The organism is Pelagibacterium nitratireducens, from assembly GCF_037044555.1.
In the GTDB taxonomy this organism is placed as follows: Bacteria; Pseudomonadota; Alphaproteobacteria; order Rhizobiales; family Devosiaceae; genus Pelagibacterium; species Pelagibacterium nitratireducens.
Genome location: NZ_CP146275.1, coordinates 3,631,781 through 3,656,643, shown reverse-complemented (window position 1 = coordinate 3,656,643; position 24,863 = coordinate 3,631,781). Strand labels below are relative to the sequence as shown.

Genomic DNA, 24,863 nt, shown 5'->3' with positions numbered 1-24,863 from the left:
CTCAAATCTTGGCATTACGCCTTCGCTCTCCCATTGGGATGCAGCGTTTCCCCCGCGCCAGCATGGCGACGAATTTTTCGATATTGCGGGCCCGCGTTTCCGCCTTTTTGACCCCGTTGATCCGGAACATCAGTGCATAGAGATTGGCGCGGTTGAGCGTTTCATAAACCGCAAGCGCCTCGGGGTTGGCTCGCACCGCCGCGACAAAATCCTCGGGCATGGTGAACTCGGCCCCCGACGAATAGGCAGCGTCCCAGCGCCCATCCGCCTTTGCCGCCTCAACCTGCGCCAGCCCCGGCTCACGCATCAGACCCTCTTCGATCAGGCGTTCGGCATGACGTGTATTGATCAGGCTCCAGATCGACTTTTTCCGCCGTGGCGTAAAGCGCAGGAGATACGATTTTTCGTCGTGCTTTTTCTTGATCCCGTCGATCCATCCCCAGCACAACCCGGCGCGCACCGCCTCCTCGTAACCGATCGTCTCGACCCCCGACCCCTTCTTGAAAAACTGCACCCAAACCTCGTCCCACGCGCCTCCATGCTGGGCCAGCCAGCCATAAAAGCTCTCGAAATCGGCAAACGGACGGATTTTTTCCGGATCGGGAATGACAGGCGGCATGACGACTCCTCTTTTCCCCAACTCTACCGAGAGGCGTTTTCCGCGCAAGTGATGGTGTCAGTGAAGCCGGTGGGTGGGCTGGACGAGCCCTGGGCGAGGCCAAACAAGACCATTCGCGGCACGAAGAAGGCTTGCGAAAAGCACGAACATCGAGGGAAGACTGGACGAGGCGAAGCCGAGGCCCCCGGCGATCGTTCGCCGCCCGGCCGGAGGGCCAGCGCGCGTCATGCCGTGCGCGGTGCGGCCCGTGAGGCCAAACAAGACCATTCGTGGCACGAAGGCTTGCGAAAAGCACGAACATCGAGGGAAGAATGGTGGAGCCAAGCGGGATCGAACCGCTGACCTCCTGCATGCCATGCAGGCGCTCTCCCAGCTGAGCTATGGCCCCATCGTTGGGTGGCGCAAAACGCGCCGTCCGGGTGGTTCCTCGGGTGGCCCGAGCGAACGGGCGGAACCTAGTGAGAAGTGTTTTGCGACGCAAGAGCAAATATTGTCCGGCGTCGCAAATTTTTCATGCAGCCCCTAAAAGCCCTGTCTACCCTGCACGGCAAGTCCGTGGGTCACATGGACGAGCCTTAGGTGAGGAGTTTTGCCTGACCGCTTTGCGGGGCAAATCGATCCGGTGGATCGATTTGAAGGCAGAACGCCCAAGCGAGCTATGCTCGCGGGCTGGGGCGATCGTTCGCCGCGCCGTCGCAGGCGCAGCTAAGGGCATAGCGCGGTTTTAGCGCGTCATGCCCGAAGCGGTGCGCGCCGTGAAACAGAGAAACCTCTACCGCTCGTCGTCGTCCACATCCACTTCGATGCCGATATCGTCATCGTCGTCGTCTTCTTCGAGGAAGGTGTCGTCGTCATCCCCGCCCAATTCTTCGTCGACTTCGACGTCTTCGACTTCGGGGATATCGTCCTCGTTGTCGTCATCATCGTCGTCGTCGGTATTGGTTTCCGCGTCATTGAGCGAAATGACCTCGGCGCCCGCTTCCTTGGCGGCGACATCGACGTCGGCTTCCTCGACCTCGGCCTCCTCCACAACCTTGTCCGCCTTGCGCTCCTTGGCGCCGAACTTGGCGGCAGACTTTTCCTGAGCGGCTTCGAAAAAGCTCACGGGATAGGATTTGCCGGTATAGGGCGAGACCACCGGGTCCTTGCCCAAATCGTAAAATTTCTTGCCCGTCACCGGGCATGTCCGCTTGGTACCGCGTTCGTCACTGGCCAAGGCAATTCCCCATTCATCTGCTGCTGTAGGGTTGGTATTTCGAGCGCCCCGGAAAAACGCTACCGGGTTTTCATAGAGGGGCGCAACAGGCATAAAGTGCGGGCGCAACACCCTCTCTCAATAAGGGCGGCCACGTTGGGGTTCGGTTAGCGTGAAATTTTCGCTGCTGTCAAACGCAAAATGTTACCGGCGCCGCCGCAATTGGCAGGCAGAAGCGATCATGCTAAGCCCGACCTCGTTTTTACCCTTTCCAGTCCCGGTCCGTTTGCCATGTCCCACGCCCTCCCGCCCCGTCCGCGCGCCAGCCACAATGCCGGTGCCCTTTCCGGGTCCATAAGGGTGCCCGGCGACAAGTCGATTTCCCATCGCGCCATGATGTTCGGCGCCATGGCCTTGGGCCGCACAAATGTCACCGGCCTGCTTGAAGGCGAGGATGTGCTGGCCACCGGCCGCGCCATGCAGGCGCTCGGCGCTAAGGTCGAAAAGATCGGCGAGACCTGGCAGATCGACGGGCTCGGCGTCGGCGGCTTTCTCGCCCCCCAGGCCGATCTCGATTTCGGCAATGCCGGCACCGGCGTGCGGCTCACCATGGGCCTTGTCGGCGCCTATCCCTTCGTTACCCGCTTTGTGGGCGATACCTCGCTTTCGGCCCGGCCCATGGCCCGCGTGCTCGATCCGCTGCGCGCCATCGGCGTCGAAGTCGTCGAGCACCACGAAAACCGCCTGCCCATCGCACTCAAGGGCCCCACCGATCCCGTGCCGGTGCATTACCGTGTGCCCATGGCCTCCGCCCAGGTCAAATCCTGCGTGCTTTTGGCCGGCCTCGTCATCCCCGGCACGACCACGGTGATCGAGCCGATCATGACCCGAGATCACACCGAAAAGATGCTCGAAGGCTTCGGCGCCGATATTGCCATCGCAACCGATGCCGATGGCGTGCGCACTATCACTGTTGCCGGCCTGCCCGATCTGAGGGCGCAGGAATTGATCGTCCCTGGCGATCCCTCCTCGGCCGGCTTCCCGCTCGTGGCAGCCCTCATCGTGCCGGGCTCGGAAGTCACCATCGAAAACGTTCTGATGAACCCCACCCGCACCGGCCTGATCGACACGCTCATTGAAATGGGCGGCGACATCGCAATCGAAAACCGCCGCGTCTCGGGCGGCGAGGACATCGCCGATCTGCGGGTGAAACATTCGCGCTTGAAGGGCGTCTCCGTCCCCGCCTCCCGCGCCCCCTCAATGATCGATGAATACCCGGTCCTCGCCGTTGCAGCCTCTTTTGCCCAAGGCGTCACCCACATGGCAGGGCTCGAGGAGTTGCGGGTGAAAGAATCCGACCGCCTCGCCGCCGTCGCCCGCGGGCTCGAGGCCAATGGCGTTGTCTGCGAGGAGGGCCAAGATTTCCTCACCGTCACCGGCAAGGGCGCCGTCCCTGGCGGTGGCACCGTGGCAACCCACCTCGATCATCGCATCGCCATGAGCTTTCTGGTCATGGGCTTGGCCGCCGAAAAGCCCGTCACCGTCGATGACGACCGGATGATCGCGACCTCGTTCCCCAGCTTCGAGCCCGATTTCACCCGCCTTGGCGCCGGATTTTCCCAAAGCGAGGACGCCGCATGATTATCGCGGTGGATGGACCGGCGGCCTCGGGCAAGGGCACCATCGCCGCCGCGCTGGGCCGGCACTTCAACCTGCCCCATCTCGATACGGGCCTGCTCTACCGCGCCGTCGGGCTGGCGGTCAAAGCCCATATCGATGCCCCCGATATCGAGGCACGGGCGACAAAGGCCGCCCAGGACCTCGATTCTGCCGCCATCGATCCTGAATTCCTGCTCGGTGCCGAAGTGGGCGTTCTGGCCTCAAAGATCGCCGTCTTCCCCGGCGTACGCAAAGCTCTCTTTGCTTTCCAGCGCGATTTCGCCACCCAGCCGCTCGGCGCCGTGCTCGATGGCCGCGATATCGGCACCACAATCGCCCCCGAGGCCGACGCCAAGCTCTTCATCGTCGCCGATCCCCAGGTTCGCGCCGAGCGCCGCGCCCGTCAGCTTCAAGCGCGCGGCCAGAGCGTCGATCGCGACAAGCTCCTTGCCGATATCAAGGCCCGCGACGCGCGCGATGCCGCCGCCCCCCATGGCGGATTTCACCCCGCTGACGATGCGGTCTTGCTCGATACGACCAATTTGGATATAGAAGCCGCCATTACGGCAGCCATCGCGCAAGTGGAGGCGGCTATCGCCCGCAAGTCGGCCCGCTCTTAAAGAGCCAGGGCAAAATCCAAACTTGCGGCGTTGGGCCACAAATCTTTCGCACCCGAACCCGCCTTAAGGGTTCACCTGCCCTGTCAGTATTCGCCGGTTTGAAAATCAGCGCTCCAAACCCCATCTGGGGTGGGAACGCCGTTGGCTATATCGGCACGACTATCCACATCATCAACACCAACCAAATGTTCCGCGCACCCGCTCGGAATGGAGTTTTAATGGCTAACCAGACCGCATCTGCAGAAGATTTCGAACAGCTCCTTTTTGAGAGCTTTCAGGACATCGATCCCGTCGAGGGCACCGTTGTCAAAGGCAAGGTCGTCGCAATCGAAAAAGACCTCGCCATCATCGACGTGGGATTGAAGACCGAAGGCCGCGTGCCGATGAAGGAATTCGGCGCCGCCGGCCGCGACGGCACCATTGCCGTTGGCTCGGAAGTCGAAGTCTATGTCGACCGCGTCGAAAACGCGATGGGCGAGGCTGTCCTCTCCCGTGAGAAGGCCCGCCGCGAAGAAAGCTGGGTCCGCCTCGAAGTCCTTTACGACAAGGGCGAAAAGGTCGAAGGCCAGATCTTCAACCAGGTCAAGGGCGGCTTCACCGTCGATCTCGATGGTGCCGTGGCCTTCCTGCCGCGCTCCCAGGTCGATATCCGCCCCATCCGCGACATCGCTCCCCTGATGAACGTGCCGCAGCCCTTCCAGATCCTGAAAATGGACAAGCGCCGCGGCAATATCGTTGTCTCGCGCCGCGCCATTCTCGAAGAGAGCCGCGCCGAACAGCGTTCGGAAATCGTCCAGCAGCTCGAAGAGGGCCAGGTGGTCGAAGGCGTCGTCAAGAACATCACCGATTACGGTGCGTTCGTTGATCTGGGGGGCATCGATGGCCTCCTCCACGTCACCGACATCGCATGGCGCCGCGTCAATCACCCCAACGAAGTCCTGGCGATCGGCGAGACGATCAAGGTCCAGATCATCCGCGTCAATCAGGAAAGCCATCGTATTTCGCTGGGCATGAAGCAGCTCCAGGCCGACCCCTGGGAAGGCATTGCCGCCAAGTATCCGGTGGAAGCCAAGTTCACTGGCCGCGTGACCAACATCACCGATTACGGTGCGTTCGTCGAACTCGAGCCGGGCATCGAAGGCCTGATCCACGTTTCGGAAATGAGCTGGACCAAAAAAAACGTCCATCCGGGCAAGATCGTCTCGACCTCCCAGGAAGTCGAAGTGGTCGTTCTCGAAGTCGATCCCGAAAAGCGCCGCATCTCGCTCGGCCTCAAGCAGACCCTCGCCAATCCGTGGGAAAGCTTTGCCGATAAGTTCCCGATCGGCGCCGAGATCGAAGGCGAAGTCAAGAACAAGACCGAATTCGGCCTGTTCATCGGCCTCGATGGCGATGTGGACGGCATGGTCCACCTCTCCGATCTCGACTGGAACCGTCCGGGCGAAGAAGCGCTTGAGGATTACAACCGTGGCGATATCGTCAAGGCCAGGGTTCTCGACGTCGATATCGACAAGGAACGCATTTCCCTCGGCATCAAGCAGCTTGGCTCCGATGCAATGGCCGATGCCGCTGCCGGCTCCGATGGCCTGCGCAAGGGTGCGATCGTTACCACCGAAGTCACCGCCGTTACCGATGGTGGCCTCGAGGTGCGGATTTCCGAAACCGACCTCAGCGCCTTCATCCGCCGCTCCGATCTGAGCCGCGACCGTGAAGACCAGCGCCCCGAACGCTTCGCCGTCGGCGAAAAGGTCGATGCCCGCATCACCCAGTTCGACAAGAAGACCCGCCGCATCGGCCTTTCGATCAAGGCCCTGGAAATTGCCGAAGAAAAAGAAGCCGTCGCTCAGTACGGTTCCTCGGACTCCGGCGCCTCCCTCGGCGACATCCTTGGCGCAGCCCTCAAGGGCCAGGACAAGAAGTAACACACGTAGTGTGTTTGACCTTTATGGGGCTCGCGCGAAAGCGCGGGCCCTTTTTAGTTGGGGGTCTGTCCGTAATCGGGTGGTTTCCTGCCTGACCGCTTTTTACCAGCAGAACTAGGAAAGCTGCCATTCAGGTGGCTGTCGTGCTTCGACGGCAACGGGCCGCCATCCCAGCCTTTCTGAGGGCTCCAACGACGTCCTGAAAGCTTCCAGTTCGCTTGGGTTACCAGCATGCCAATGACAGGATGGATTCAGAAAGCCCTGTTGGGTGGTAACCACTTTACTCACTTCCTCCTGCAGGCATCTTCATTGGCATTGGCGTTCTCAGATAGTCATTTGGCGCCTCCTGCAACTGCTTACGCGATGGTCCGCAGCTAGAAGGCGGTATCGAAATGGAGATCTAGCATGAGCAAAACCGTCCTCATCACCGGAGCCTCGAGCGGCCTCGGACGGCAAACAGCCAAATTTTTCCACGCCAAGGGTTGGAACGTCGTCGCCACCATGCGTGGTCCCGATCGCGAGACCGAACTCAACCAGCTTGATCGGACCATCGTCACTCGGCTCGACGTGCAGGACCCCGCGTCCATCGACAGCGCGGTGGAGGCAGCTCTGGATCGTTTCGGCGCTTTGGATGTTTTGATCAACAACGCCGGCTATGGAGCTTACGGGCCGCTGGAAGCCACGCCGATCGACAGTATCCGCCGACAGTTCGAAGTTAATGTTTTGGGCCTGCTGGCCACGACACGTGCGGTCTTGCCGACTTTTCGCACCAATCGCCGGGGGACGATCGTCAACATCTCTTCGGTGGGCGGTCGCTTGGCCTTTCCACTTGGCAGCCTCTATCATGGCACGAAATTCGCTGTCGAAGGCATTTCCGAAGCTCTTCAATATGAGCTGTCTGCCATCGGCGCTCGTGTAAAAGTGGTCGAGCCCGGCGGCATGCGCACCGAATTTGCCGGCCGCTCTTTCGAATTGAACAACGACGCGACAATGAGCGAGTACCAGCCCTTGGCCCAGTCGTTGTTCGACCTGCTCGGCCCGATGCTCGAACAGGGCTCGACACCCGAAGCGATTGCCGAGATCGTCTATGCCGCTGCCATCGATAGTTCAGACCGCCTGTGCTTCGAAGCCGGACCCGATGCCGTGTCCATGCTTGCCCAGCGACGAGCAACCGACGATGATGCATTCTATGCGGGCATGAAGCAGCAATTCGGTCTCGCCTGAGCCATCCCAATCGTATGAGGGTAACATTCTTGCCGGGACGATCGACAATCCCAGACCAGAGCTATGCCCTCGACACCACCTGGCGCACCCTGCTCAAGGATCTCGGCATTCCCGCTGCCGATGTCCTGCGCCAGGCGGGCTTGCCCGATGATCTGCTTCTCAACCCGACCGTTCGCCTGTCATCGGCGGAATATTATCGCCTGTGGAATGCGATAGAGTGCGCGACGACCGGGGCGCCATTGCCCATTCGCGTTCTCGACGCCATCAAGGCAGAGACGTTTTCGCCCTTACTGTTCGCCGCGCTCTGCAGCCCCAATCTGGTCACCGCTCTACAGCGCGTTGCCAAGTATAAGAAGCTGATCGGCCCCATGGACCTCGTGATCACCGAGAACCAAGATCGTGTGACTGTCGAGTTCAGGTGGCTCGATACGCCGCATCGGCCACCGGATTCCCTGGTATTGATGGAATTACTGTTCGTCGTGGCCTTGGCGCGAATGGGCACGCGCCACCCGATCCGCCCGCTGGCAGTGACCACGTCCGTCTGCCCAACCGATGCATGGGCTTACGAAGAGTTCCTGCGTATTCCCATATCACCAAGTGACACTCACGCGGTCTCGTTCAGCGGGTCTGACGCCATACACCCGTTCGTCACAGGCAATGACTGGCTATGGGATACATATGAGCCCGAGCTGCGTACGCGCCTGTCTAACCTACAGGAACTGGCGGGTTTTTCGACCCGCGTGCGGGCAGTTCTGAACGAGACGATCCCAAGTGGAACTTTGGACATGGAGACTGTCGCAAGGCGGTTAGGCCTGAGCAAGCGTACCCTGCAGCGAAACATGGCGGCAGAAGGCACGAGTTTCCAAGCTGTTGTGCAGGAAGTTCGCGAAAAGCTGGCCCGCCACTACCTGTCCAAAACCAAGCTACCGGCCGCAGAAATTTCGTTTTTGCTCGGCTTTGACGAGCCCAACTCGTTTTATCGGGCTTTTCGTCGATGGACAGGAATGACCCCCGAAAGCCTCAGGCGATAGCCACCCAAAGCCGCTTCGATCAATTGCGTCGACCGCAATCCAAATGCTCATGGAGCGGCAACGCCGATGCCAAACTTGAGGGCGCCGAAATCATCGCGTCAGCCATGCGCGGTCCCGGCACGGACCGCCGCCGAGCTGGAAATCAAACAACAAGTCGTCATCGCTGAAGCGAGAAGCTGCCAGCCGAGGTCCTTTTAAGTAACCCGGCTCAGAGCTCGAAATATCAGGCCCGGGGCGATCCTGCTTGCAATCTTTAAGGCGTTGGCTTGACCCGGACGGATCTCCGTTTTGCCCGCTTCGATGCCAGCTATGGCCTTTTTCACCAAAGTCACGACAGGCATGCCGCGCTGCCCATTCATCCTGCGCGAGAATTCTGCTTGATAGAGCGGTGTTTCAGTCAGTGGCGGTGCCAGTTCCACAACCGTAAGGGCGGTGTCTGCCATCTGCGCGCGAAGGCAGCGTGTGTAGGCGTGTACACCAGCCTTTGCTGCCGAATATGCCGGTGAGATCGGCATCGGAACAAACGCCAGTCCCGAGGACACATTGACGATCAGCCCATTGCGATGCCGCTTGAGGTGAGGCAGCAGCAGCTCGGTCATCCGCATTGTGCCATTGAGATTTATGTCCACTTCATCGGTCAACTCATCAAGGTCAATGCCCTCGCCGAGCTTGATGATGCGCATGATCCCTGCGTTGTTGATCAGAGTATCGAGTTTGGGAAAGCGGGTGATAAGGTCATCACAGAGTGCGCGTATGGCAGCGACATCGTCCACATCGCTGCGGATCGTTTCTAGCTGGGGCAATTGCGCCTTAGCCTTGTCCATTGCGGCCTGATTTCGTCCGGTGACTATCACCCGGTTGCCCCTGGCGAGCAACTGGGTGGCGAATTCATATCCAATGCCACTGCTTCCACCGGTGATCAGGATGGTTCTGCCAGATAGTTTCATTTGGGCGCCTTTCATTGAGTTTCGCCCAAATTAGTGGTTACGCTCTCCAGCAGTAAGAAGGCACCAAAAAAATCTATACTTACCCAAAAGAGAGTGTAAGAAATGCAGGTGATCACCAAGTTCTCTCATGAGCAGATTGCGGAAGCGCAGCGTCAATCGGAACTGACGCCACCCGATCATGTCGACCCACGGATCGAGGCCTTGGTGACCGCACTGATTGGCCGGGTAGCGGATAAGTGGACCATGCTGGTGCTGGAAATACTGGCCGAGAAGGGAACATTGCGCTTTACCCAGCTTGCCCGAGAAATTGGCAATGTCAGCCAGAAGATGCTCACGCAGACCCTGAGGGGCATGGAGCGCGACGGCTTGGTTGAGCGCACCGTCCATCCTGTGGTTCCGCCAAAGGTCGAGTACAAGTTGACGCCCCTGGGACTGTCGCTCGGAGCAGCCTTTTGCGGCGTTTGGATATGGGCGGCACAAAATCTTGACGCGGTGGAGCAAGCCCGCGACACGTTCGACACAAGAATCGAGAAGTAACTGCGAGCTCTCTTATTGAGCGCTAGCGAGCGCATTGGATCGTGGAAACGGGTGACAGTAAGGGGGTGGGAAGGGGACTGACTGCTTTTCGTCAATTCAGCGGGAAAAGCAGTCGTTGGCGGTGGGTGATTTCGGACCGTGACCAAGTGTCATGAAGTAGGTCGTGACGAGCTCCGCCTAATTGTGGCACAATCTCGGCAAAGACTTGGGCCATTGGGGGATTCGACTTGGCCGACTGGTATTTCGCCGCGGAGGGGGCGCCCGATGGTCCGCACAATGAAGAAGCCATTCGCGGCCTTTTTCTATCGGGCCGGTTGAATGGCGACACTCTCGTCTGGAGCGAGGGCATGCAACAATGGGCATTGCTCCGGCTGCAGAAGCCGTTTCAGAACCTTCGCGTCCCACCGCCACCGTTGCCGCCTCAAGAGCCAATGGTGAAGGACATTCCAGCGCCCTCGGCTGCGGCTCCCGTGGTTGAGAAGGTGGAGCCGAAGCCTTTGCCTATTTCCCGCAATTCTTGGGCACCCGTGAGGGACGAGCCTGTCGCGTCCGAAGACGAGAAACCCGATGGTTGGGGCGAGCCGATTTTCGTTCCGGCCGCCGAGCGGCACGAGCTGAGCCAGAACAGCCCTTGGTCTCGCTATTTCGCTCGGGCACTGGATCTGACTATCACCAGCTATCTTGCAGGCTTGGGCGTCGGCTATGCCTTGGCTTACCTGCAACCGAGCCTCTACTTGCAGCTTGTGAGTCAACAGGCTCAGGTCCAAAACCTGCTCCTGTTGCCGGTCGCATTGATCCTCAACGGAATCGTGACCGGCATCTTCGGCACAACGATCGGCAAGTCGGTAATGGCGCTGCGGTTCACCTACCTCGCCGGCCACCTCGGTCTGGTGGGTCAGATCGTCCGCGAACTCAAGGTATGGATTCAAGGCCTCGCCTTCGGCATTCCGATCGTGTCGATCTTCTCCGGCGTCTTCCAATACCGCCGTGTAACTAGGGGTCTGCCGGCGAGCTACGACGAAGGAATCGTGCTGGTGAAGCAGGACGATATGCCTGGATGGCGTCGCGCCATCGGGATGCTCTTTTGCGCCTTGGTCTTCGTTGGTGGGATCGCGTACAGCGTCTGGCCCGAGCCCGTTAACTATAGCCCACCCAGTCCGGCTTCGGTCATCACGATGGAGTGGACCAACCCAAACACCGATAAGCGCGTGATGTTGCCGGCAGGTTGGACCGCTTCGGCTGAGGACAATGGCCAAGGTGCAACGGTCTACGTCTTCAACAATGCAGACGGCACGAAGCAGGCGATCTTCGGCGCAGAGGATGAGGTTGCCGGCGTCACCGACTTGGTAACCTACGGCAGGGCACTCAAGGCTGGCGTCGCGGGCACGATGACCTTCGGAGACTTTGCCCAAACGCAAACACCGGGCGTTCTGCGCGCGGACGGCACCTTCGACAGCGAAGGCTGGCGCGCATCGATGCTTATCACCAAGGTTGGCACCACGTTCTGGCGCATCGTCAGCATCGACACTGCCGCCGCTGGAGGCGACGTGACCGTACCCGCTCTCGCAGCAGCACTGTGGAGCACGACGAAGTAAATGGACTCGTGGAATTGGAGGCTAGTCCACCAGGCCGAATGTCGGCTTTCGATTTTTTGGAACTCCCCCGTGAACGCCCACCATGGCGTCGACTGCGGCCCTGGGTATCACCCCTCACCCCAATCCCTTCATCACCCCCGCCGTTTCCGGCATCCGCTTCAAGCTCGCCCCGATCCGCTCGCGCCAGCGCGGGCCGCGCGATAGGGCATCCTCATAGGCTTCGGCGAGATCGTCGGGCCGGTCCTGCGCCAGAACCGCCACCAGAAACGCCGCCTGCGCCCGGTCCTTGCGCGCCTTGATCTGGTCCGGCCCGCCCTGGCGCCGGTCGGCCACGATGAGCTTGTGAATGGCAAAGCGTTCCGGCCGCGGAACCTGCACCAGAACCCCCGAGCGGTAGAGCGCAACCGCTTGGATCGGGTCGGCAAGCAGGAAGTTGAGATAATTGAGCCCCTGCGCGCTCACCCCCAAGGCGGGCAGCGGCTTGACGCTTTCCTCCCCGAAGGCGGGCGTCAAAAACTCCACAATGGCGTCCGAATGGCTCTGCCGCCATCGCCACACCTGCCGGTCGTTGATCCCCGGCACGGGATCGAATTTGAGCACATTGAGAATGTCGGCAGGGCTTTCCTCCACGGTATCGTCCAGCGCCACCGAAAGCCGCCCGAAACTGGCGATATCGATATCGCCGGTCTGCGCCAGCTCCTCGGCATCCATGCGCGCCCCGAGTTCGCCCTGATAGAGCCCATAGGCTGAAGTGCCCACCAGCGTTCCCCCCAACCGGAACACTCCCGCCCTCGAAAAGGCAAGCAGCAGCGAGCCGGTGTCCCGGTCGGTCGTCAAAAGCCCTTCTGCCCGCAGCGTCCGCGCCAGTTGGCTCATCCGCTGCCGGCGCCCCTCCGATTGCTGTTTCAGGGTTTCGGCCTTTTCCAGCCGCGCCCGCAGCTCCGGCCTGTCCTCGCCCAGATACCGGCTTACCATCTCGGTCCCGATCCGGAACCGCTCGTAAAGATAGACCCGCCCGTTGCGGTGCCGCTCCTCGATACTGCCCATAAGGCTCGCCGCCCGCTCATCGAGATGAAGGCGCAAGAGATCCTGATAGGCCACCACCGCCGAGCGGCTCAGAGATACCGGTTCCATGTCGAACCCCGTTTATGTGCATCAAATTATAGTTTGCTGCACATAAACATCAAGTGTGCATCAAAAAATTTCCTGATCCACACGGGCCAGTCGCAGAACGCGGCGACCTGCCGCCGACCCTAGCCTCTAAGCCGAACGCCGCTCGACTCCCGCCGCGGTCGCTCCATTGTCCGCCTCGGGCACCGGCAGGCCCACCGGCAGCCGCATCGCCGCCACCAGCCGCCGATATTCCTGCCGCGCATTGACATGCGACATCGAGGGCGCTGCCCCCAGCGTCTCGGCGTCCAGCGGGTCGAACACGGTCATGCCCAGTTTGAACAGCGAGCGAAAGATCACCCGCTCGGCGATCCCCTCGGCCACCCGGCACCCCAACCGCTCGGCGACCATCTCGATGGTCTGCTGCACCTCGCTGGCGTTGCGTGAGCCCAGTTGCGCAATCCGGTTGCGTACCAGCACCCAGTCGATCGTCTGGCCCGTGTGCTCCAGCCGCTCGGCGCGCGCCTTTTGCACGTTTCGCGAATAGGGGCTGGTCTGGATCGGCTGCCCGCTCTGTTCGTCGATGCGGGCCAGAACGTCCAGATCGATCATCGAATCGTTGAGCGGGGTCACCAGCGTATCGGCAATCTCCAGCGCTGCCCGCGCCAGGTTGCAGTCGAACCCCGGCGTGTCGATCACGATGAAATCGACCTCCTTGCGCAATCCCGTAACCGAGCGGTCGAAAATCTCGCGCTCGGCCGCCTGGTTTTCCGAAATCGAATCCCCCCAGGCCGTCGGGATATAAAGGTGCTTGGGCATCGGCACGTCGCGCCCACGCGCCTCAGCGCTGGCTCGCCGGTTGCGCACATAGCGCGTCAGCGTCTGCTGACGGCTGTCCACGTCGACGGTCCCCACGCGAAACCCGAGATGGAGCAGATAGACCGCCAGATGCAGCGAGGTCGTCGATTTGCCCGACCCACCCTTTTCATTGCCCACAGCAATGATATGCGCGCCTGCCTGCTTCATCTCCAACAACCCCAAATCAGCCAATACACAATCGGCCCCATCAGGTCCCAATAGGGTTAACGGGGTCTTAATCGACACCCTTCTCCCAGCGCTGCGGGTCAGAATTTCAACCGCTTTGTTGCCCGCCCACCGCTTCGATGGCATCGAACCCCTCGGCCAGAAAATCGGCGAGCGGCCGTCGCCCGCCATCCTTGTTCCATCCATCCAGCGCCACCCGCGACACTCCGATGGCCAGCATGGCAACCATCCGCAGATGGGTGTCGCTCTTTTCGGGCCAATGGGTCCGCAACGCTTCGAGAACCAGCGCCTCGTCGCGCGCGTAGCTTGCCTGTTTGCGCGCCTGGATCGCTTCGCTCGATCGCATCAGCCTGTCGAGCGCAATCAACTCGTCGGGCGGGTATTGCGCCACCAGCGCCAGCATCGCCCCGCGCACCGCCGCAAACGGCGTCAGCCCCTCGTGCCGCGCGGCCAATGCCGCAGCTAGCGCCTCCCCCGGCCCGCTTTGCAGCGAGAGCAAAATGTCGTCCTTGGATTTGAAATAGTGAAAAAAGGTCCGGCGCGAAATTCCTGCCTCGGCGGCAATGGCGTCCAGCGTCGTCGCCTCATACCCCTGCGCCCGGAACAGCCGCAGTCCCGCCTCGGTAATGCGCGCATGCGTCTGTTTGCGCTTTTGCTCGCGCAGACCCGATTCGCGCGGCTCTTTTGCGTTCGTCACCACATTGCCCTTGTCAAAAAATGCACTCAGTGCAATATAAATATGCACCGAGTGCATCTTTTATCGAAGGGTAGAATTTATGGCAAAATGGACAGCGTTGGAAATCCCCCCTCTCACCGGCCGCTCGGCCGTCATCACCGGGACCGGCGGCCTGGGGTTCGAGGACGCGCTGGCCCTGGCGCGCGCCGGCGCTGAAATCATCCTCGCCGGCCGCAACCCGCAAAAGGGCAAGGCTGCGCTCGACCGGATCAGGAACGAGGTCTCCGGTGCCAATATCAGCTTCGAGCAGCTTGATCTGGCCAACCTCAAATCGGTCGAAGCCTTCGGTGTCCGGCTGCGCCAGCAGCGCGACAGCCTCGATATCCTCATCAACAATGCCGGCGTCATGGTGCCGCCCCGGCGCCAGCTCACCGAAGACGGTTTCGAACTCCAGTTCGGCACCAATTATCTTGGCCATTTCGCTTTGACGGCCCGTCTCATGCCACTGCTGACCAGGGGTTCTGACCCGCGCGTGGTGTCCCTCTCCAGCATTGCCGCCCGTCAAGGAAGGGTCGATCTTGCCGATCTCCAATCGCAGGCCGCCTACGTCCCCATGCAGGCCTACAGCCAATCCAAGCTCGCCTGCCTGATGTTTGCCTTCGAGCTGCAACGCCGCTCCGAAGCGGGCGGCTGGGGCGTATCCGGCTTTGCCGCCCATCCCGGTGTCTCCCGCACCGACCTGCTGCACAACGCCCCCGGCCGCATGAGCGTTAGCGGCATAACGCGGTCCGCCCTGTGGTTCCTGTTCCAGCCCGCCGCCCAGGGCGCCCTCCCCACCCTCTACGCCGCCACCGCGCCGCAGGCAAAGCCCGGCGCCTATTACGGCCCGAACGGATTGAGCGAAACCCGCGGCCATCCCGCGCCAGCGAAAATTCCGCCCCAGGCCACCGACCGCGCGGTCGCCGAACGGCTCTGGGACGTGTCCGAAGAGCTCACGGGCGTCAGTTTCGACAGTGATGGGCGTGAACCGGAACGGGCGGCGCAAGATACTGCGCCGCCCTCCGCTCTCTGAGCCCGCCGCGCGCGATCAATGCGGCCACGGCGGCATATTGACCTTATTGTGCAACGCTCGCCCGCCGCTCCATGAAGTCGAGCTGCTCGCTGCGTGGCGCATTGACCGTGCTGAATTTGCTGTCGAGCACGTACACAGGTTCATTTTCCAGATCATAGGCCGGCCAGTCGGAGATGGCACCGCCGTTGGGATTGCCGGTTGCGGCGAAATCCACCCATGCCTGCATAATGGCCTCTGACAACGCGAGGTCGGACGCGTCATAAGGAGCGGCTTCCAGTGCCTGGCTGCCCATGGAATAGGCAAGGTCGGAGCCATGGGTTGGGTCCGCGCCATCGATCTGGCGCGTGAACATATACCGGTATACCGGCAGCCCCGCTTCCGCGACAGCTCGCGCCACGCCCCGGACGCCATAGACGAACTGGTTGTCACCAAAGCTGTCGGCCACCGCCCGCCCGATGTCATCGTCCGATGCCACCGGATAAAGTTCGAGCGCTTCGGCCCCGTCATCGCCAAAGATGGTGGGCAGCTCAAGGTAATCGGCATACTCAGAAGCGGTTTGGATCGGATAGTTGCGTGTGAAGAGGCCCCCCTCATCGGTCACCGATCCGATAAGGATGGGAACCATATTGGCCCGACCTTCCATAAAAGCCTGGCGTTCGCTGAAGGGCAGGACGAAACCGTCCAGAGCCGGCCCGATCACCCGCGTGCCAGCAAGGTCGCGGAAATCGGTGCCGCCACCCACATTGCGGATATGTTCGATATCCGTTGCCGCAAGGGCCCGCAGCGTGTCGATATCCTCTCCCAGTCCCAGGCCGACAGCTTCGGCGTCATCAAGACCCGGCCAGTTGCGCAAGGCGCCAGGGCTTTGAAGGATAGCCTGGTCGAAAAGGTTGGTGGCGAGCGGAGAGGCCATGAGCGCAGTCAGAAGGCTGGCGCCCGACGACAGCCCCCACACCGTCACCCGGTCCGGATCGCCGCCAAAGGCATGGATGTTGTTTTTGACCCAGCGCAGCGACTCGGTGACGTCCATGAGCCCGTAATTGCCCGAGACGCCGCTCAACGACTCGGCCGAAAGCCCCGGATGGGCCATGAAACCCATGGTGCTTACGCGATAATTCATCGACACCACAATGGCCCCCTTGCTGGCCAGTGGCGCGCCGTCGATATCCCCCGAACCCCCGTGAAAGCTGCCGCCGAATACCCATACGATCACTGGCAGGTTCGAGCCTTCCTCCAGTGCCTCTTCCGGCGCCCAAACATTGAGGTAAAGGCAATCTTCGCTCATCACTCGGTCGCCCTGCTGCATGCAGGCCGGCCGGAACGCGGTGGCTTCGAGCACTCCGTCCCAGCGTTCCGCCGGTTCGGGCGCTCTCCAGCGCAACTGGTCGATCGGGGGTGTTGCGTAGGGGATGCCGAGAAAACTGACGACATCGCCGCCCACGCCCTGCACAGTGCCGGACGCCAGTCCGACGGTCGGGCCGTCCTGGGCAACAACGGCATGGCTGGCCAGCGCCAGGCAGGGTGCGATCATCGCAATGGTCAGGGAACGCAAAATGCTCATCTTCTCCTCCTTGAGTTGAGCATGACGGCGTGCACGAATCCGCTCGAATTCATGACGGGCCATATCGGATGCCGCCGGACGACTGCCCGGCATGCGCTGTTGGGAAATGAAGTTGCCGGCAGCCCCCTCCTCGGAAGCCCAGGCGCTTCATTGAACTGCAATCGAAGACCTCCCGATCGCACGATCGAGCCTACTCCGCGTTGCTGTCCGCAACCTGTCGCTCGTCGATTTCGGTGCCGGGCCCAACCATGGCTTGACTATGCAACAATATTGTTGCATTAAATGGCATGACCACCGACGACGAATCCCTCAACCGCCTGTTCCGCGCCCTGGGCGATACGACGCGACGAAACATCATCACCGAACTGGGCAAACGCGACCACCAGTCCCTGTTCGAGCTTTACACCCGCGTGGTTTCCAACCACGGCATCGGTCAGACCCGCCAGGGGTTTTCCCGGCACCTGACAACACTGCAAGAGGCCGGGCTTATCGAAATCGAATGGCAGGGCACCACAAAACTCCACAGCCTCAACGCCAATCCCATACTGCAGCTCAAATCGGGCTGGCTGAAATCCTTGGAGGAGGACCCCCAATGAAAATCTACGTCACGTCCGTCTTTGTCGACGACCAGGCCAAGGCCCTCGATTTCTACACCGGCAAGCTCGGCTTCATCAAAAAGAACGACATCCCCGTCGATGGCGAAAACCGCTGGCTCACCGTGGTCAGTCCCGACGCGCCCGATGGCGTGGAGCTGCTGCTCGAACCCTCCGGCCACCCAGCCGTAAGGCCGTTCAAACAGGCCCTCGTCGCCGACGGCATCCCGATGACCTCGTTTCAGGTCGATGACATTGGCGCCCAATATGAGCGTCTCACAGCCCTCGGCGTCGCCTTCACCCTGCCGCCCACAGATGCCGGCCCGGTCAAAATGGCCGTCCTCGACGACACATGCGGCAATCTCATCCAGATCGTTCAAATGGTCGGTTCGCCGTGAACGGTCTCTGGCGCCCGCTTCTCCCCACCGACATTGCTGCCGTCTCGGCCATCGCCCAACGGGTGCATCCCGATTTCCCCGAGGACGACGCGGTGTTTGCCGACCGGCAGGCCATCGCGCCGGATTTGTGCTTCCTTTTTGAAATCGATGCTGCCCCCGCAGGATATGTTCTTGCCCACCCCTACCGCTTCGGCAGCCTTCCCGCACTCAATACGGTCCTGGGTCGTCTGCCCGAGGCGTGCGACACGCTTTATATCCACGATCTGGCCCTGTTGCCCGTCGCGCGCGGCAGCGGGGCTGCGCGCCGGATTGTCCAGACCCTGAGTTCCCGCGCCGCCCCCCTCGGCCCCCTCAGTCTTGTCGCCGTCAATAACTCGGCGCCCTTCTGGACCCGCATGGGATTTGCCGTGGCCGATGCCCCCCGCCTCGCCGCAAAGCTCAAAAGCTACGCCCCGGACGCGCGCTACATGGTTGCACCCGCCTCCCGTTGGCGGTAGCCCTCTTCGGGAGACCATCAATCCGGACGCCTCATGTCGCTTCAAGACGATCCTGTCGACACCATCCCCGTCACCCGCGCCCTGCGCCGTTCGCGCGGCCGCTGGCGGATTTTCGCTTTCGTGGTGCTGGCCGTCGCCGCTTTGGTTGGCTTTGCCCGTTTTTACCCGCTCATGGCTCCGGTGGGTGATGTGATTGCCCGCGTCACCATCTCGGGCACCATCACCACCGATCCCGAACGCACAGCCCTGCTCGAGGACCTCGCCGAAGACGATTCGGTCTCCGCGGTCATTGTCGCCATCAATTCCCCCGGTGGCACCACGGCCGGCGGCGAGGAGCTTTATGCCTCCCTGCGCGCCCTGGCCGAACAAAAACCCGTCGTTTCGACAATTGGCGAATTGGGGGCATCGGCGGCCTATATGGCCGCAATCGCCACCGATCGTATCTATGCGCGCAATCTTTCCATCGTCGGCTCCATCGGCGTCTATTACCAGCACGTCGATGCTTCGGGCCTGTTTGAAACGCTCGGCGTCGATCTCGACAAGGTCGCCTCGGGCCCCCTCAAGGGCAAACCCGATTTCGATGAGCCGATCTCCCCCCAAGTGCGCGATTCCCTGGTTGAACTCGTCGATTCCTCCTACCGGTATTTCGTTGATCTGGTCGCCGAACGCCGGGGGCTCACCCGGTCCGATACCCTCGCCCTGGCCGATGGCCGCATCCTGTCGGGCGTCATGGCAATCGATGCCGGGCTGATCGATGCCGCAGGCGGCGAGACCGAGGCGCTCGCCTGGCTGCAGACCGAGCGGGAAATCGACCCCGGTCTCGATATTGTCCCGGTCTGGCCGCGCCAGCGCGCCCCTGGCTGGCTCGATCTGCTGTTTGGTTCGCTGGCCGGTGCGTTCGGCGAAACAGGATGGCCCGGCTTGCCGCTTGACGGGCTGGTCTCGCTTTGGCACCCTCAAGCCCGATAAAACGTCTAGCCCACAGATAATTAGCCCGAGGGTGTCAAACACCCCAATTTGCGCCGGGGGGCGTGCGACAGACAATGATAAAATCCGAACTCATCGAAACGCTCGCGGCGGAAAACCCGCATCTTTTCCATCGCGATATCGAAAATATCGTCAACGCCATCCTCGATGAGGTCGGCGATGCGCTGGCTCGGGGCGACCGGGTCGAATTGCGCGGTTTCGGGGCGTTTTCGGTCAAGAACCGTCCGGCACGGGTCGGCCGCAACCCGCGCACCGGCGAACAGGTCGACGTGGGCGAAAAATACGTGCCGCAATTCAAGGCCGGCAAGGAAATCCGCGAACGGCTCAACGGCGGCTGACACCGACCCCAGGGCGAGCCGGCCTTACAAAAGCCGCCCGCCATTGCGAAAAGGTGATAGGGACGGCCTTTGCCCGGTTGTCATCGCGGACATGATCGGGGATCCAGTAACCGGCAGCGCCGGCGGCTCTTTCGGTCCGCCGCCGCGACAGATGGAATTGAAATTCTATGCGCAAACGCATCGTCGGCTGGCTCGTTCTCGTGCCTTTATGCCTTTTGGTCCTGGTCTTTGCGTTGGCCAACCGGCACACGGTCGCCGTCAACTTCAATCCTCTTGTTGCCGCCGACGAGGCCGCACCCGGCTTCGGCGTGCCGCTGTTTCTGGTGATCTATGCCGTGCTGTTCATCGGCATTTCGCTCGGTGGGCTCTCGGTCTGGTTCACGCAAGGCCAGCACCGCAAGCACGAACGCCGCCTGCGCCGCGAAAACGAAAAGCTCAAGGCCGATCTCGAGCGCTCCCGCCGCGCCCCGGCGCGTGAGCCCGATGCCGCGCTGCTCGCCACGGACGAATTGGTCTGATGGACCAGCCCATCATCAAGATCTGCGGGGTCAAAACCCCCGACATCCTCGATCATGTCATCGCGCAAGGCGCCGACATGATAGGGTTCGTTCATTTCGAAAAAAGCCCGCGCCATATCTCCTTCGATACGATTGCAGGGCTTGTCGCCCAGGCCGGTGACCGCATCGAAACGGTTATCCTGCTTGTCGATCCCGACAACGACACCGTCGCCGCCGCTGTCGAAGCCGGCGCCCAATGGCTCCAGCTCCATGGGTCTGAGCCCAAGGGCCGCGTGGCCGATATTCGTGAGCGCTCGGGGCTGAAAATCATCAAGGCCCTGCCCATCGGCGATAAAAACGACGTGCGTCAGGTCCCCTTTTATCGCCCCGTCTCCGACCGGCTGATCCTCGATGCGCGGCCGCCAAAAAATGCCACCCGTCCAGGCGGTCTGGGCACCGTGTTCGATTGGTCGCTGCTCGAAAGTCTTGACCCTGCGGTCCGCTTCATGCTTTCCGCTGGTCTTGACAGCGACAATGTGGCCCGCGCCGTCAAAACCCTAAAACCCTTCGGCCTCGACGTTTCTTCGGGCGTCGAGCGCGAAAAGGGCGTAAAGGACGCCGGGCTGATTTCCCGGTTCATCGCCAGCGCCCGGGCGGCGGCACAGTAAGGTTTTACGACTATGAGCCAGCAAAGCGCCAATTCCCTGCGTCAGGGACCCGACGAAAACGGCAAGTTCGGCATTTATGGTGGGCGCTTCGTGGCCGAAACCTTAATGCCCCTGATCCTCGATCTGGAAAAAGCCTACCGCGCCGCCCAGGCCGACGAGAAATTCCTCGCCGAAATGGACGATTTGCGCACCCATTTCGCCGGCCGCCCCTCCCCGCTCTATTTCGCCGAGCGCATGAGCGCCGAACTGGGCGGCGCAAAGATCTATTTCAAGCGCGAAGACCTCAACCACACGGGCTCCCACAAGCTCAACAACTGCATCGGCCAGATCCTTTTGGCCAAGCGCATGGGCAAGACCCGGATCATCGCCGAAACCGGGGCCGGCCAGCACGGTGTGGCCACTGCAACCGTGTGCGCCCGGTTCGGCCTGCCCTGCACCATTTTCATGGGTGCCACCGATGTCGAGCGCCAGATGCCCAACGTGTTGCGCATGAAAATGCTCGGCGCCGAGGTCCGTCCGGTCACCGCCGGTGCCGGCACGCTCAAGGATGCCATGAACGAGGCGCTGCGTGACTGGGTGACCAATGTCGACACCACCTATTATCTGATCGGCACGGCGGCCGGCCCGCATCCTTACCCTGAAATGGTGCGTGACTTTCAAAAGGTGATCGGCGAGGAAATCCGCACCCAGATTCTGGAAGCCGAAGGCCGGCTCCCCGATGCGCTGGTCGCCTGTATCGGCGGCGGTTCGAACGCCATCGGCACCTTCCACGATTTTCTCGATGAGCCGAATGTGAAAATCTTCGGCACCGAAGCAGGCGGACACGGCCTTGACGTGGAAGACGGCCACGCCGCCTCGATGACCGGCGGTCGCCCCGGCGTGCTGCATGGCAACCGCACCTATCTCCTCCAGGATGCCGACGGCCAGATCACCGAGGGCCATTCGATTTCCGCCGGTCTGGACTATCCCGGTGTCGGCCCCGAACACGCCTTCCTGCGCGACAGCGGCCGGGTCAGCTACGTGCCCATAACCGACAAAGAGGCGCTCGACGCCTTCATGGCCTGCACCAAGTTCGAAGGCATCATCCCTGCGCTCGAAAGCGCCCACGGCCTTGCCCATGTGATCAAGCTCGCCCCCACAATGGCCAAGGACGACATCATCGTCCTCTGCCTCTCCGGCCGCGGCGACAAGGACGTCGAATCCGTCGGCAAGCATCTGGGCATGGCGCTTTAGGGCCAATCGACATTTCGGGGGCAAAGGCTCCTGCCTGCCAAAACCACCTCGCTGTCACCCCGGCCCTGAGCCGGGGCCCAGTATGCTCGGCACCGAGACAGAACCGCAAGCCTGCCGCTTACTGGATCCCGGGTCTTCGCCCGGGATGACCTAGGTAGGAGGGGCCGGTTCGGGATGAACCCGGAAACCCGCGACGATCCACCGTGCCTGTCTCAAACGCTGCAAGCATTATTTACCCTCACCTTAGGCGAGAAGGCCGGCATGCCGGTGAGGGGGCCTTGAGCGCCGGCAGTGTCACGTCGCCTTCCCCTCCCTCCCCACCGTCATCCCGGGCGAAGACCCGGGACCCAGTACCCCCAGCGCTTGCGACGCTTGCCCAAACGCCTCACCGCCCCCTGTCGCCCCGGGGGTCAATTCTCGCCGTCCATCTTTCAGCGTCGCTCCAAACACATGCCCCAAATGGTATGCGTTTATCGCGCTACCTAACTCTTCATATCCTTACCGCCCAAGGAGCTTGACAAACACATACCTATCTAGCTATACGTCGACCCATAGCCAACGGGATATATGTCATCGATGTCCGCCACCCCCGATGTTCTGTTTCGCACTCTCGCCGACCCGACCCGCCGGGCCCTGTTCGAGCGCCTGTGCAAAAACGGCGAGCTTACGGTCGGCGCGTTGACTCAGGGCGCTGGTGTGTCCCAGCCGGTGGTCTCAAAGCATCTCGGCGTGCTGCGGCAGGCCGGGCTGGTCAGCGATCGCCACGAGGGCCGCCACACCCATTACAGCGCCCGCATCGATGCTTTGGCCCCCCTGGCCGACTGGACCCGGCAAATGGCCGGCTTCTGGAACAGCCGGTTCGACGATCTCGAAGATGTGTTGAGGAGAATGGATCAATGAAAATCAACGCTTGGTTTCGCCAGGCTCACCGCTGGCTCGCTATCGCCTTCACGCTTGGCGTCATCGTCAATTTCATTGCTCTGGGCGGTGGCGAAGAGCCCGCCTTCTGGGTCTATCTGCTCGCCCTCATTCCCTTGTTTCTGTTGCTCTTTACGGGGCTCTACCTGTTCGTGCTACCCTATGCCGTCAAATGGCGCGGCGGGCGGCGCATTGGCGAAAGGGCATGACCCCATGAGCAAATCCAACGACAAGCCGGTGCTGTTGTCCGGCGGAAATCCCCAGATTCCCAAGGGCTATGGCAATGGCCCGGTCGCCGCCTACCTCGACGCCATGCCGGGCTGGAAGGGCGATATCGGGCGCCGCCTCGATGCCATCATTGAGCGCGTGGTGCCCAACCTCGAAAAGGCAGTGAAATGGAACTCGCCCTTTTACGGGGTCGAAAAGGACTATTGGTTCACCTCCTACCACTGCATGACGAAATACGTGAAGGTGACCTTCTTTAGGGGCAGCGATCTCGATCCACCCCCGCCCGGCATCTCGAAATATCCGGCAGTGCGCTATCTCGATATCTATGAGGACAAAGGGTTCGATGAGGACCGGTTCGCCGCATGGATCGAACAGGCCAGCAAGCTGCCCGGCGAAAAACTCTGAACGGTATGCCTTATGAAAAAATCGCCTCAAACCAGTGAAAACACCCAGGCCGATGCGACGCGCCTGATCGATGCCCGCATCGCCGATCTCGGCGACTGGCGCGGAAAAACCCTCGCCCGTGTCCGCGCGCTGATCCACGAGGCCGTTCCCGAAGTTCTCGAGGAATGGAAATGGCGTGGCACCCCGGTCTGGTCTCATGCCGGCATCATCTGCACCGGCGAAACCTACAAGACCTACGTCAAACTCACCTTCGCCAAGGGCGCCTCGCTCGATGACCCCAAGGGCCTGTTCAATTCGAGCCTCGAGGGCAACATGCGCCGCGCCATCGATATCCATGAAGGCGCAGAAATCGACGAGGATGCCTTCAAGGCTCTGATCTCTGCCGCCGCCGCGCTCAACGCCGTCAAGAAGCCGGCCCGGTCCAAAAAGCCCGCCACGGATTAACCGCCATGACCCAGCCCGTCACCGTCACCGTCGAACGCGAAATCCCCTTCCCGCCCGAAAAGATCTGGCGCGCCCTCACCCAGCCCCACCTGATGGAGGAATGGCTGATGAAGACCGACTTCAAGCCCGAGATCGGGCACAATTTCACCCTGCGCGGCGATTGGGGCGGCGTGGAATGTGAGGTTCTGGCCATAGAGCCCGAAAAGACCCTGTCCTACACCTGGAACCACCCGCACTCCGATCCCGCCTACGCGCTCGAAAGCGTCGTGGTCTTCACCCTCACTCCCACTGCCACGGGCACCCGTCTGCGCATGGAGCAGACCGGCTTTAACCCCAACCAGAAACAAGCCATCGGCGGCGCCAAATGGGGCTGGCAGGAAAACCTGGCCAACCTCGAAAAGCTGCTGGCCGAGGGCAAGGCCTAGCATACCGGGGCTGACGTCTCGGGCGTCCCTGGCCGTCAGCCCTCCGTTCTGCGCATGGCTGGAATACCCATTGAGCTCTTGTTTATTGCCCCTGGTAAGCGCATTTAAATCTAAAGAAATCAAGCACCTTTCAGGAGATTTGAACAATGGCACGCAACGGCGTTTTCGCTTCCATATCGGGTTTTTTCGGTGACGTGGGCCGCGCCCGCAATGCTTCGAACCTTTATTCCGATCTGTCCAGCATGTCCGACGACGCGCTGCGCTCGCGCGGTCTGAACCGGTCCGATCTCGCTCGCCACGCTTTCGATACCGCGTTCAACTCCAAGTAATTTTCCGCTTTCGCGACCGACATCAAAAAGGCACCCCGCTTACGCCGGGTGCCTTTTGTGTTGCCGGAGTTGACTTGACCCCCCAACCTGT

General features: G+C 61.4%; 29 protein-coding genes and 1 tRNA gene. 22 read left to right on the top strand and 8 right to left on the bottom strand.

Annotated features, from left to right (window positions below; translation table 11 throughout):
* Window position 1 precedes the first annotated feature (1 nt).
* From V6617_RS17920 to V6617_RS17910, 3 genes are all read right to left on the bottom strand, one after another.
* The gene (locus tag V6617_RS17920; RefSeq protein WP_338608279.1) at window positions 2-619 is read right to left on the bottom strand and encodes a YdeI/OmpD-associated family protein; all 618 of its coding nucleotides are present in this window, start codon (window positions 617-619) and stop codon (window positions 2-4) included.
* A gap of 312 nt (window positions 620-931) precedes the next feature.
* Window positions 932-1,007: transfer RNA gene (locus tag V6617_RS17915), tRNA-Ala, on the bottom strand.
* 384 nt (window positions 1,008-1,391) lie between these two features.
* Window positions 1,392-1,835, bottom strand: a complete 444-nt coding sequence (locus tag V6617_RS17910) for a TIGR02300 family protein (RefSeq protein ID WP_338608278.1) — start codon at window positions 1,833-1,835, stop codon at window positions 1,392-1,394.
* A gap of 270 nt (window positions 1,836-2,105) precedes the next feature.
* On the opposite strand from V6617_RS17910, the gene aroA reads away from it, so the two are divergent.
* From aroA to V6617_RS17885, 5 genes are all read left to right on the top strand, one after another.
* A complete protein-coding gene (aroA, locus tag V6617_RS17905) occupies window positions 2,106-3,455 on the top strand; it encodes a 3-phosphoshikimate 1-carboxyvinyltransferase (protein WP_338608277.1) in 1,350 nt (449 codons plus the stop codon).
* A complete protein-coding gene (cmk, locus tag V6617_RS17900; RefSeq protein ID WP_338608276.1) occupies window positions 3,452-4,093 on the top strand; it encodes a (d)CMP kinase in 642 nt (213 codons plus the stop codon). Before aroA ends, cmk begins: the two co-directional genes overlap by 4 nt.
* A 218-nt stretch (window positions 4,094-4,311) precedes the next feature.
* Window positions 4,312-6,015 carry a 30S ribosomal protein S1 gene (rpsA, locus tag V6617_RS17895; RefSeq protein WP_338608275.1) on the top strand — a complete coding sequence of 568 codons (1,704 nt, stop codon included), beginning with the start codon at window positions 4,312-4,314 and terminating at the stop codon, window positions 6,013-6,015.
* A gap of 405 nt (window positions 6,016-6,420) precedes the next feature.
* Complete coding sequence (locus V6617_RS17890) at window positions 6,421-7,239, top strand: SDR family oxidoreductase (RefSeq protein ID WP_338608274.1); 819 nt, start codon at window positions 6,421-6,423, stop codon at window positions 7,237-7,239.
* A 29-nt stretch (window positions 7,240-7,268) separates the two neighbouring features.
* Window positions 7,269-8,270: an AraC family transcriptional regulator gene (locus tag V6617_RS17885; protein ID WP_338608273.1), complete on the top strand. Its 1,002-nt coding sequence runs from the start codon at window positions 7,269-7,271 to the stop codon at window positions 8,268-8,270.
* Between the two features lie 194 nt (window positions 8,271-8,464).
* Here V6617_RS17885 and V6617_RS17880 read toward each other — a convergent pair whose 3' ends face one another.
* Entirely contained in the window at window positions 8,465-9,232 is a 768-nt protein-coding gene (locus tag V6617_RS17880) for an SDR family oxidoreductase (protein ID WP_338608272.1), read from the bottom strand.
* A gap of 96 nt (window positions 9,233-9,328) precedes the next feature.
* Between V6617_RS17880 and V6617_RS17875 the strand changes: the two genes are divergently transcribed.
* Together V6617_RS17875 and V6617_RS17870 are read left to right on the top strand one after the other, a co-directional pair.
* Entirely contained in the window at window positions 9,329-9,754 is a 426-nt protein-coding gene (locus V6617_RS17875) for a winged helix-turn-helix transcriptional regulator (RefSeq protein WP_422394839.1), read from the top strand.
* A gap of 227 nt (window positions 9,755-9,981) precedes the next feature.
* A complete protein-coding gene (locus tag V6617_RS17870; protein WP_338608270.1) occupies window positions 9,982-11,349 on the top strand; it encodes an RDD family protein in 1,368 nt (455 codons plus the stop codon).
* 114 nt (window positions 11,350-11,463) lie between these two features.
* On the opposite strand, the gene V6617_RS17865 is transcribed toward V6617_RS17870, so the two are convergent.
* The 3 genes from V6617_RS17865 to V6617_RS17855 all read right to left on the bottom strand — a co-directional run bounded on the left by V6617_RS17865 (window position 11,464) and on the right by V6617_RS17855 (window position 14,200).
* Complete coding sequence (locus tag V6617_RS17865; RefSeq protein ID WP_338608269.1) at window positions 11,464-12,483, bottom strand: nucleotidyltransferase family protein; 1,020 nt, start codon at window positions 12,481-12,483, stop codon at window positions 11,464-11,466.
* A gap of 126 nt (window positions 12,484-12,609) precedes the next feature.
* The gene (locus V6617_RS17860) at window positions 12,610-13,485 is read right to left on the bottom strand and encodes a division plane positioning ATPase MipZ (RefSeq protein WP_338608268.1); all 876 of its coding nucleotides are present in this window, start codon (window positions 13,483-13,485) and stop codon (window positions 12,610-12,612) included.
* Window positions 13,486-13,591: 106 nt separating this feature from the next.
* The gene (locus tag V6617_RS17855) at window positions 13,592-14,200 is read right to left on the bottom strand and encodes a helix-turn-helix domain-containing protein (RefSeq protein WP_338608267.1); all 609 of its coding nucleotides are present in this window, start codon (window positions 14,198-14,200) and stop codon (window positions 13,592-13,594) included.
* 79 nt (window positions 14,201-14,279) lie between these two features.
* On the opposite strand from V6617_RS17855, the gene V6617_RS17850 reads away from it, so the two are divergent.
* Window positions 14,280-15,251: an SDR family oxidoreductase gene (locus V6617_RS17850; RefSeq protein ID WP_338608266.1), complete on the top strand. Its 972-nt coding sequence runs from the start codon at window positions 14,280-14,282 to the stop codon at window positions 15,249-15,251.
* Window positions 15,252-15,294: 43 nt separating this feature from the next.
* On the opposite strand, the gene V6617_RS17845 is transcribed toward V6617_RS17850, so the two are convergent.
* Window positions 15,295-16,812 (bottom strand): carboxylesterase/lipase family protein, encoded by a 1,518-nt coding sequence (locus V6617_RS17845; RefSeq protein ID WP_338608265.1) that lies wholly within the window; start codon window positions 16,810-16,812, stop codon window positions 15,295-15,297.
* 287 nt (window positions 16,813-17,099) lie between these two features.
* On the opposite strand from V6617_RS17845, the gene V6617_RS17840 reads away from it, so the two are divergent.
* The 14 genes from V6617_RS17840 (at window position 17,100) to V6617_RS17775 (ending at window position 24,772) form a co-directional block, all read left to right on the top strand.
* On the top strand, window positions 17,100-17,408 hold the full coding sequence (locus tag V6617_RS17840; RefSeq protein WP_338608264.1) for a helix-turn-helix transcriptional regulator: 309 nt from the start codon (window positions 17,100-17,102) through the stop codon (window positions 17,406-17,408).
* Entirely contained in the window at window positions 17,405-17,803 is a 399-nt protein-coding gene (locus tag V6617_RS17835; protein WP_338608263.1) for a VOC family protein, read from the top strand. The genes V6617_RS17840 and V6617_RS17835 overlap by 4 nt, the downstream gene beginning before the upstream one ends.
* Entirely contained in the window at window positions 17,800-18,300 is a 501-nt protein-coding gene (locus V6617_RS17830) for a GNAT family N-acetyltransferase (RefSeq protein ID WP_338608262.1), read from the top strand. The genes V6617_RS17835 and V6617_RS17830 overlap by 4 nt, the downstream gene beginning before the upstream one ends.
* A gap of 33 nt (window positions 18,301-18,333) precedes the next feature.
* Window positions 18,334-19,269, top strand: coding sequence for a signal peptide peptidase SppA (gene sppA / locus V6617_RS17825; protein WP_338608261.1), 936 nt, complete (start codon window positions 18,334-18,336; stop codon window positions 19,267-19,269).
* A 74-nt stretch (window positions 19,270-19,343) separates the two neighbouring features.
* Window positions 19,344-19,625 (top strand): integration host factor subunit beta, encoded by a 282-nt coding sequence (locus V6617_RS17820; protein WP_338608260.1) that lies wholly within the window; start codon window positions 19,344-19,346, stop codon window positions 19,623-19,625.
* A 167-nt stretch (window positions 19,626-19,792) separates the two neighbouring features.
* On the top strand, window positions 19,793-20,143 hold the full coding sequence (locus V6617_RS17815; RefSeq protein WP_338608259.1) for a LapA family protein: 351 nt from the start codon (window positions 19,793-19,795) through the stop codon (window positions 20,141-20,143).
* On the top strand, window positions 20,143-20,790 hold the full coding sequence (locus V6617_RS17810) for a phosphoribosylanthranilate isomerase (RefSeq protein WP_338608258.1): 648 nt from the start codon (window positions 20,143-20,145) through the stop codon (window positions 20,788-20,790). The genes V6617_RS17815 and V6617_RS17810 overlap by 1 nt, the downstream gene beginning before the upstream one ends.
* Window positions 20,791-20,802: 12 nt before the next feature.
* Entirely contained in the window at window positions 20,803-22,023 is a 1,221-nt protein-coding gene (gene trpB, locus V6617_RS17805) for a tryptophan synthase subunit beta (RefSeq protein WP_338608257.1), read from the top strand.
* A 576-nt stretch (window positions 22,024-22,599) separates the two neighbouring features.
* Complete coding sequence (locus tag V6617_RS17800; RefSeq protein WP_338608256.1) at window positions 22,600-22,923, top strand: metalloregulator ArsR/SmtB family transcription factor; 324 nt, start codon at window positions 22,600-22,602, stop codon at window positions 22,921-22,923.
* Window positions 22,920-23,150, top strand: a complete 231-nt coding sequence (locus V6617_RS17795) for a hypothetical protein (RefSeq protein ID WP_338608255.1) — start codon at window positions 22,920-22,922, stop codon at window positions 23,148-23,150. Before V6617_RS17800 ends, V6617_RS17795 begins: the two co-directional genes overlap by 4 nt.
* Before the next feature lie 4 nt (window positions 23,151-23,154).
* Window positions 23,155-23,574, top strand: a complete 420-nt coding sequence (locus tag V6617_RS17790; protein WP_338608254.1) for a DUF1801 domain-containing protein — start codon at window positions 23,155-23,157, stop codon at window positions 23,572-23,574.
* A 12-nt stretch (window positions 23,575-23,586) separates the two neighbouring features.
* Window positions 23,587-24,018 carry a DUF1801 domain-containing protein gene (locus tag V6617_RS17785; protein ID WP_338608253.1) on the top strand — a complete coding sequence of 144 codons (432 nt, stop codon included), beginning with the start codon at window positions 23,587-23,589 and terminating at the stop codon, window positions 24,016-24,018.
* 5 nt (window positions 24,019-24,023) lie between these two features.
* Complete coding sequence (locus tag V6617_RS17780) at window positions 24,024-24,443, top strand: SRPBCC domain-containing protein (RefSeq protein WP_338608252.1); 420 nt, start codon at window positions 24,024-24,026, stop codon at window positions 24,441-24,443.
* 146 nt (window positions 24,444-24,589) lie between these two features.
* Window positions 24,590-24,772: a hypothetical protein gene (locus V6617_RS17775; protein WP_338608251.1), complete on the top strand. Its 183-nt coding sequence runs from the start codon at window positions 24,590-24,592 to the stop codon at window positions 24,770-24,772.
* Window positions 24,773-24,863: the final 91 nt, after the last annotated feature.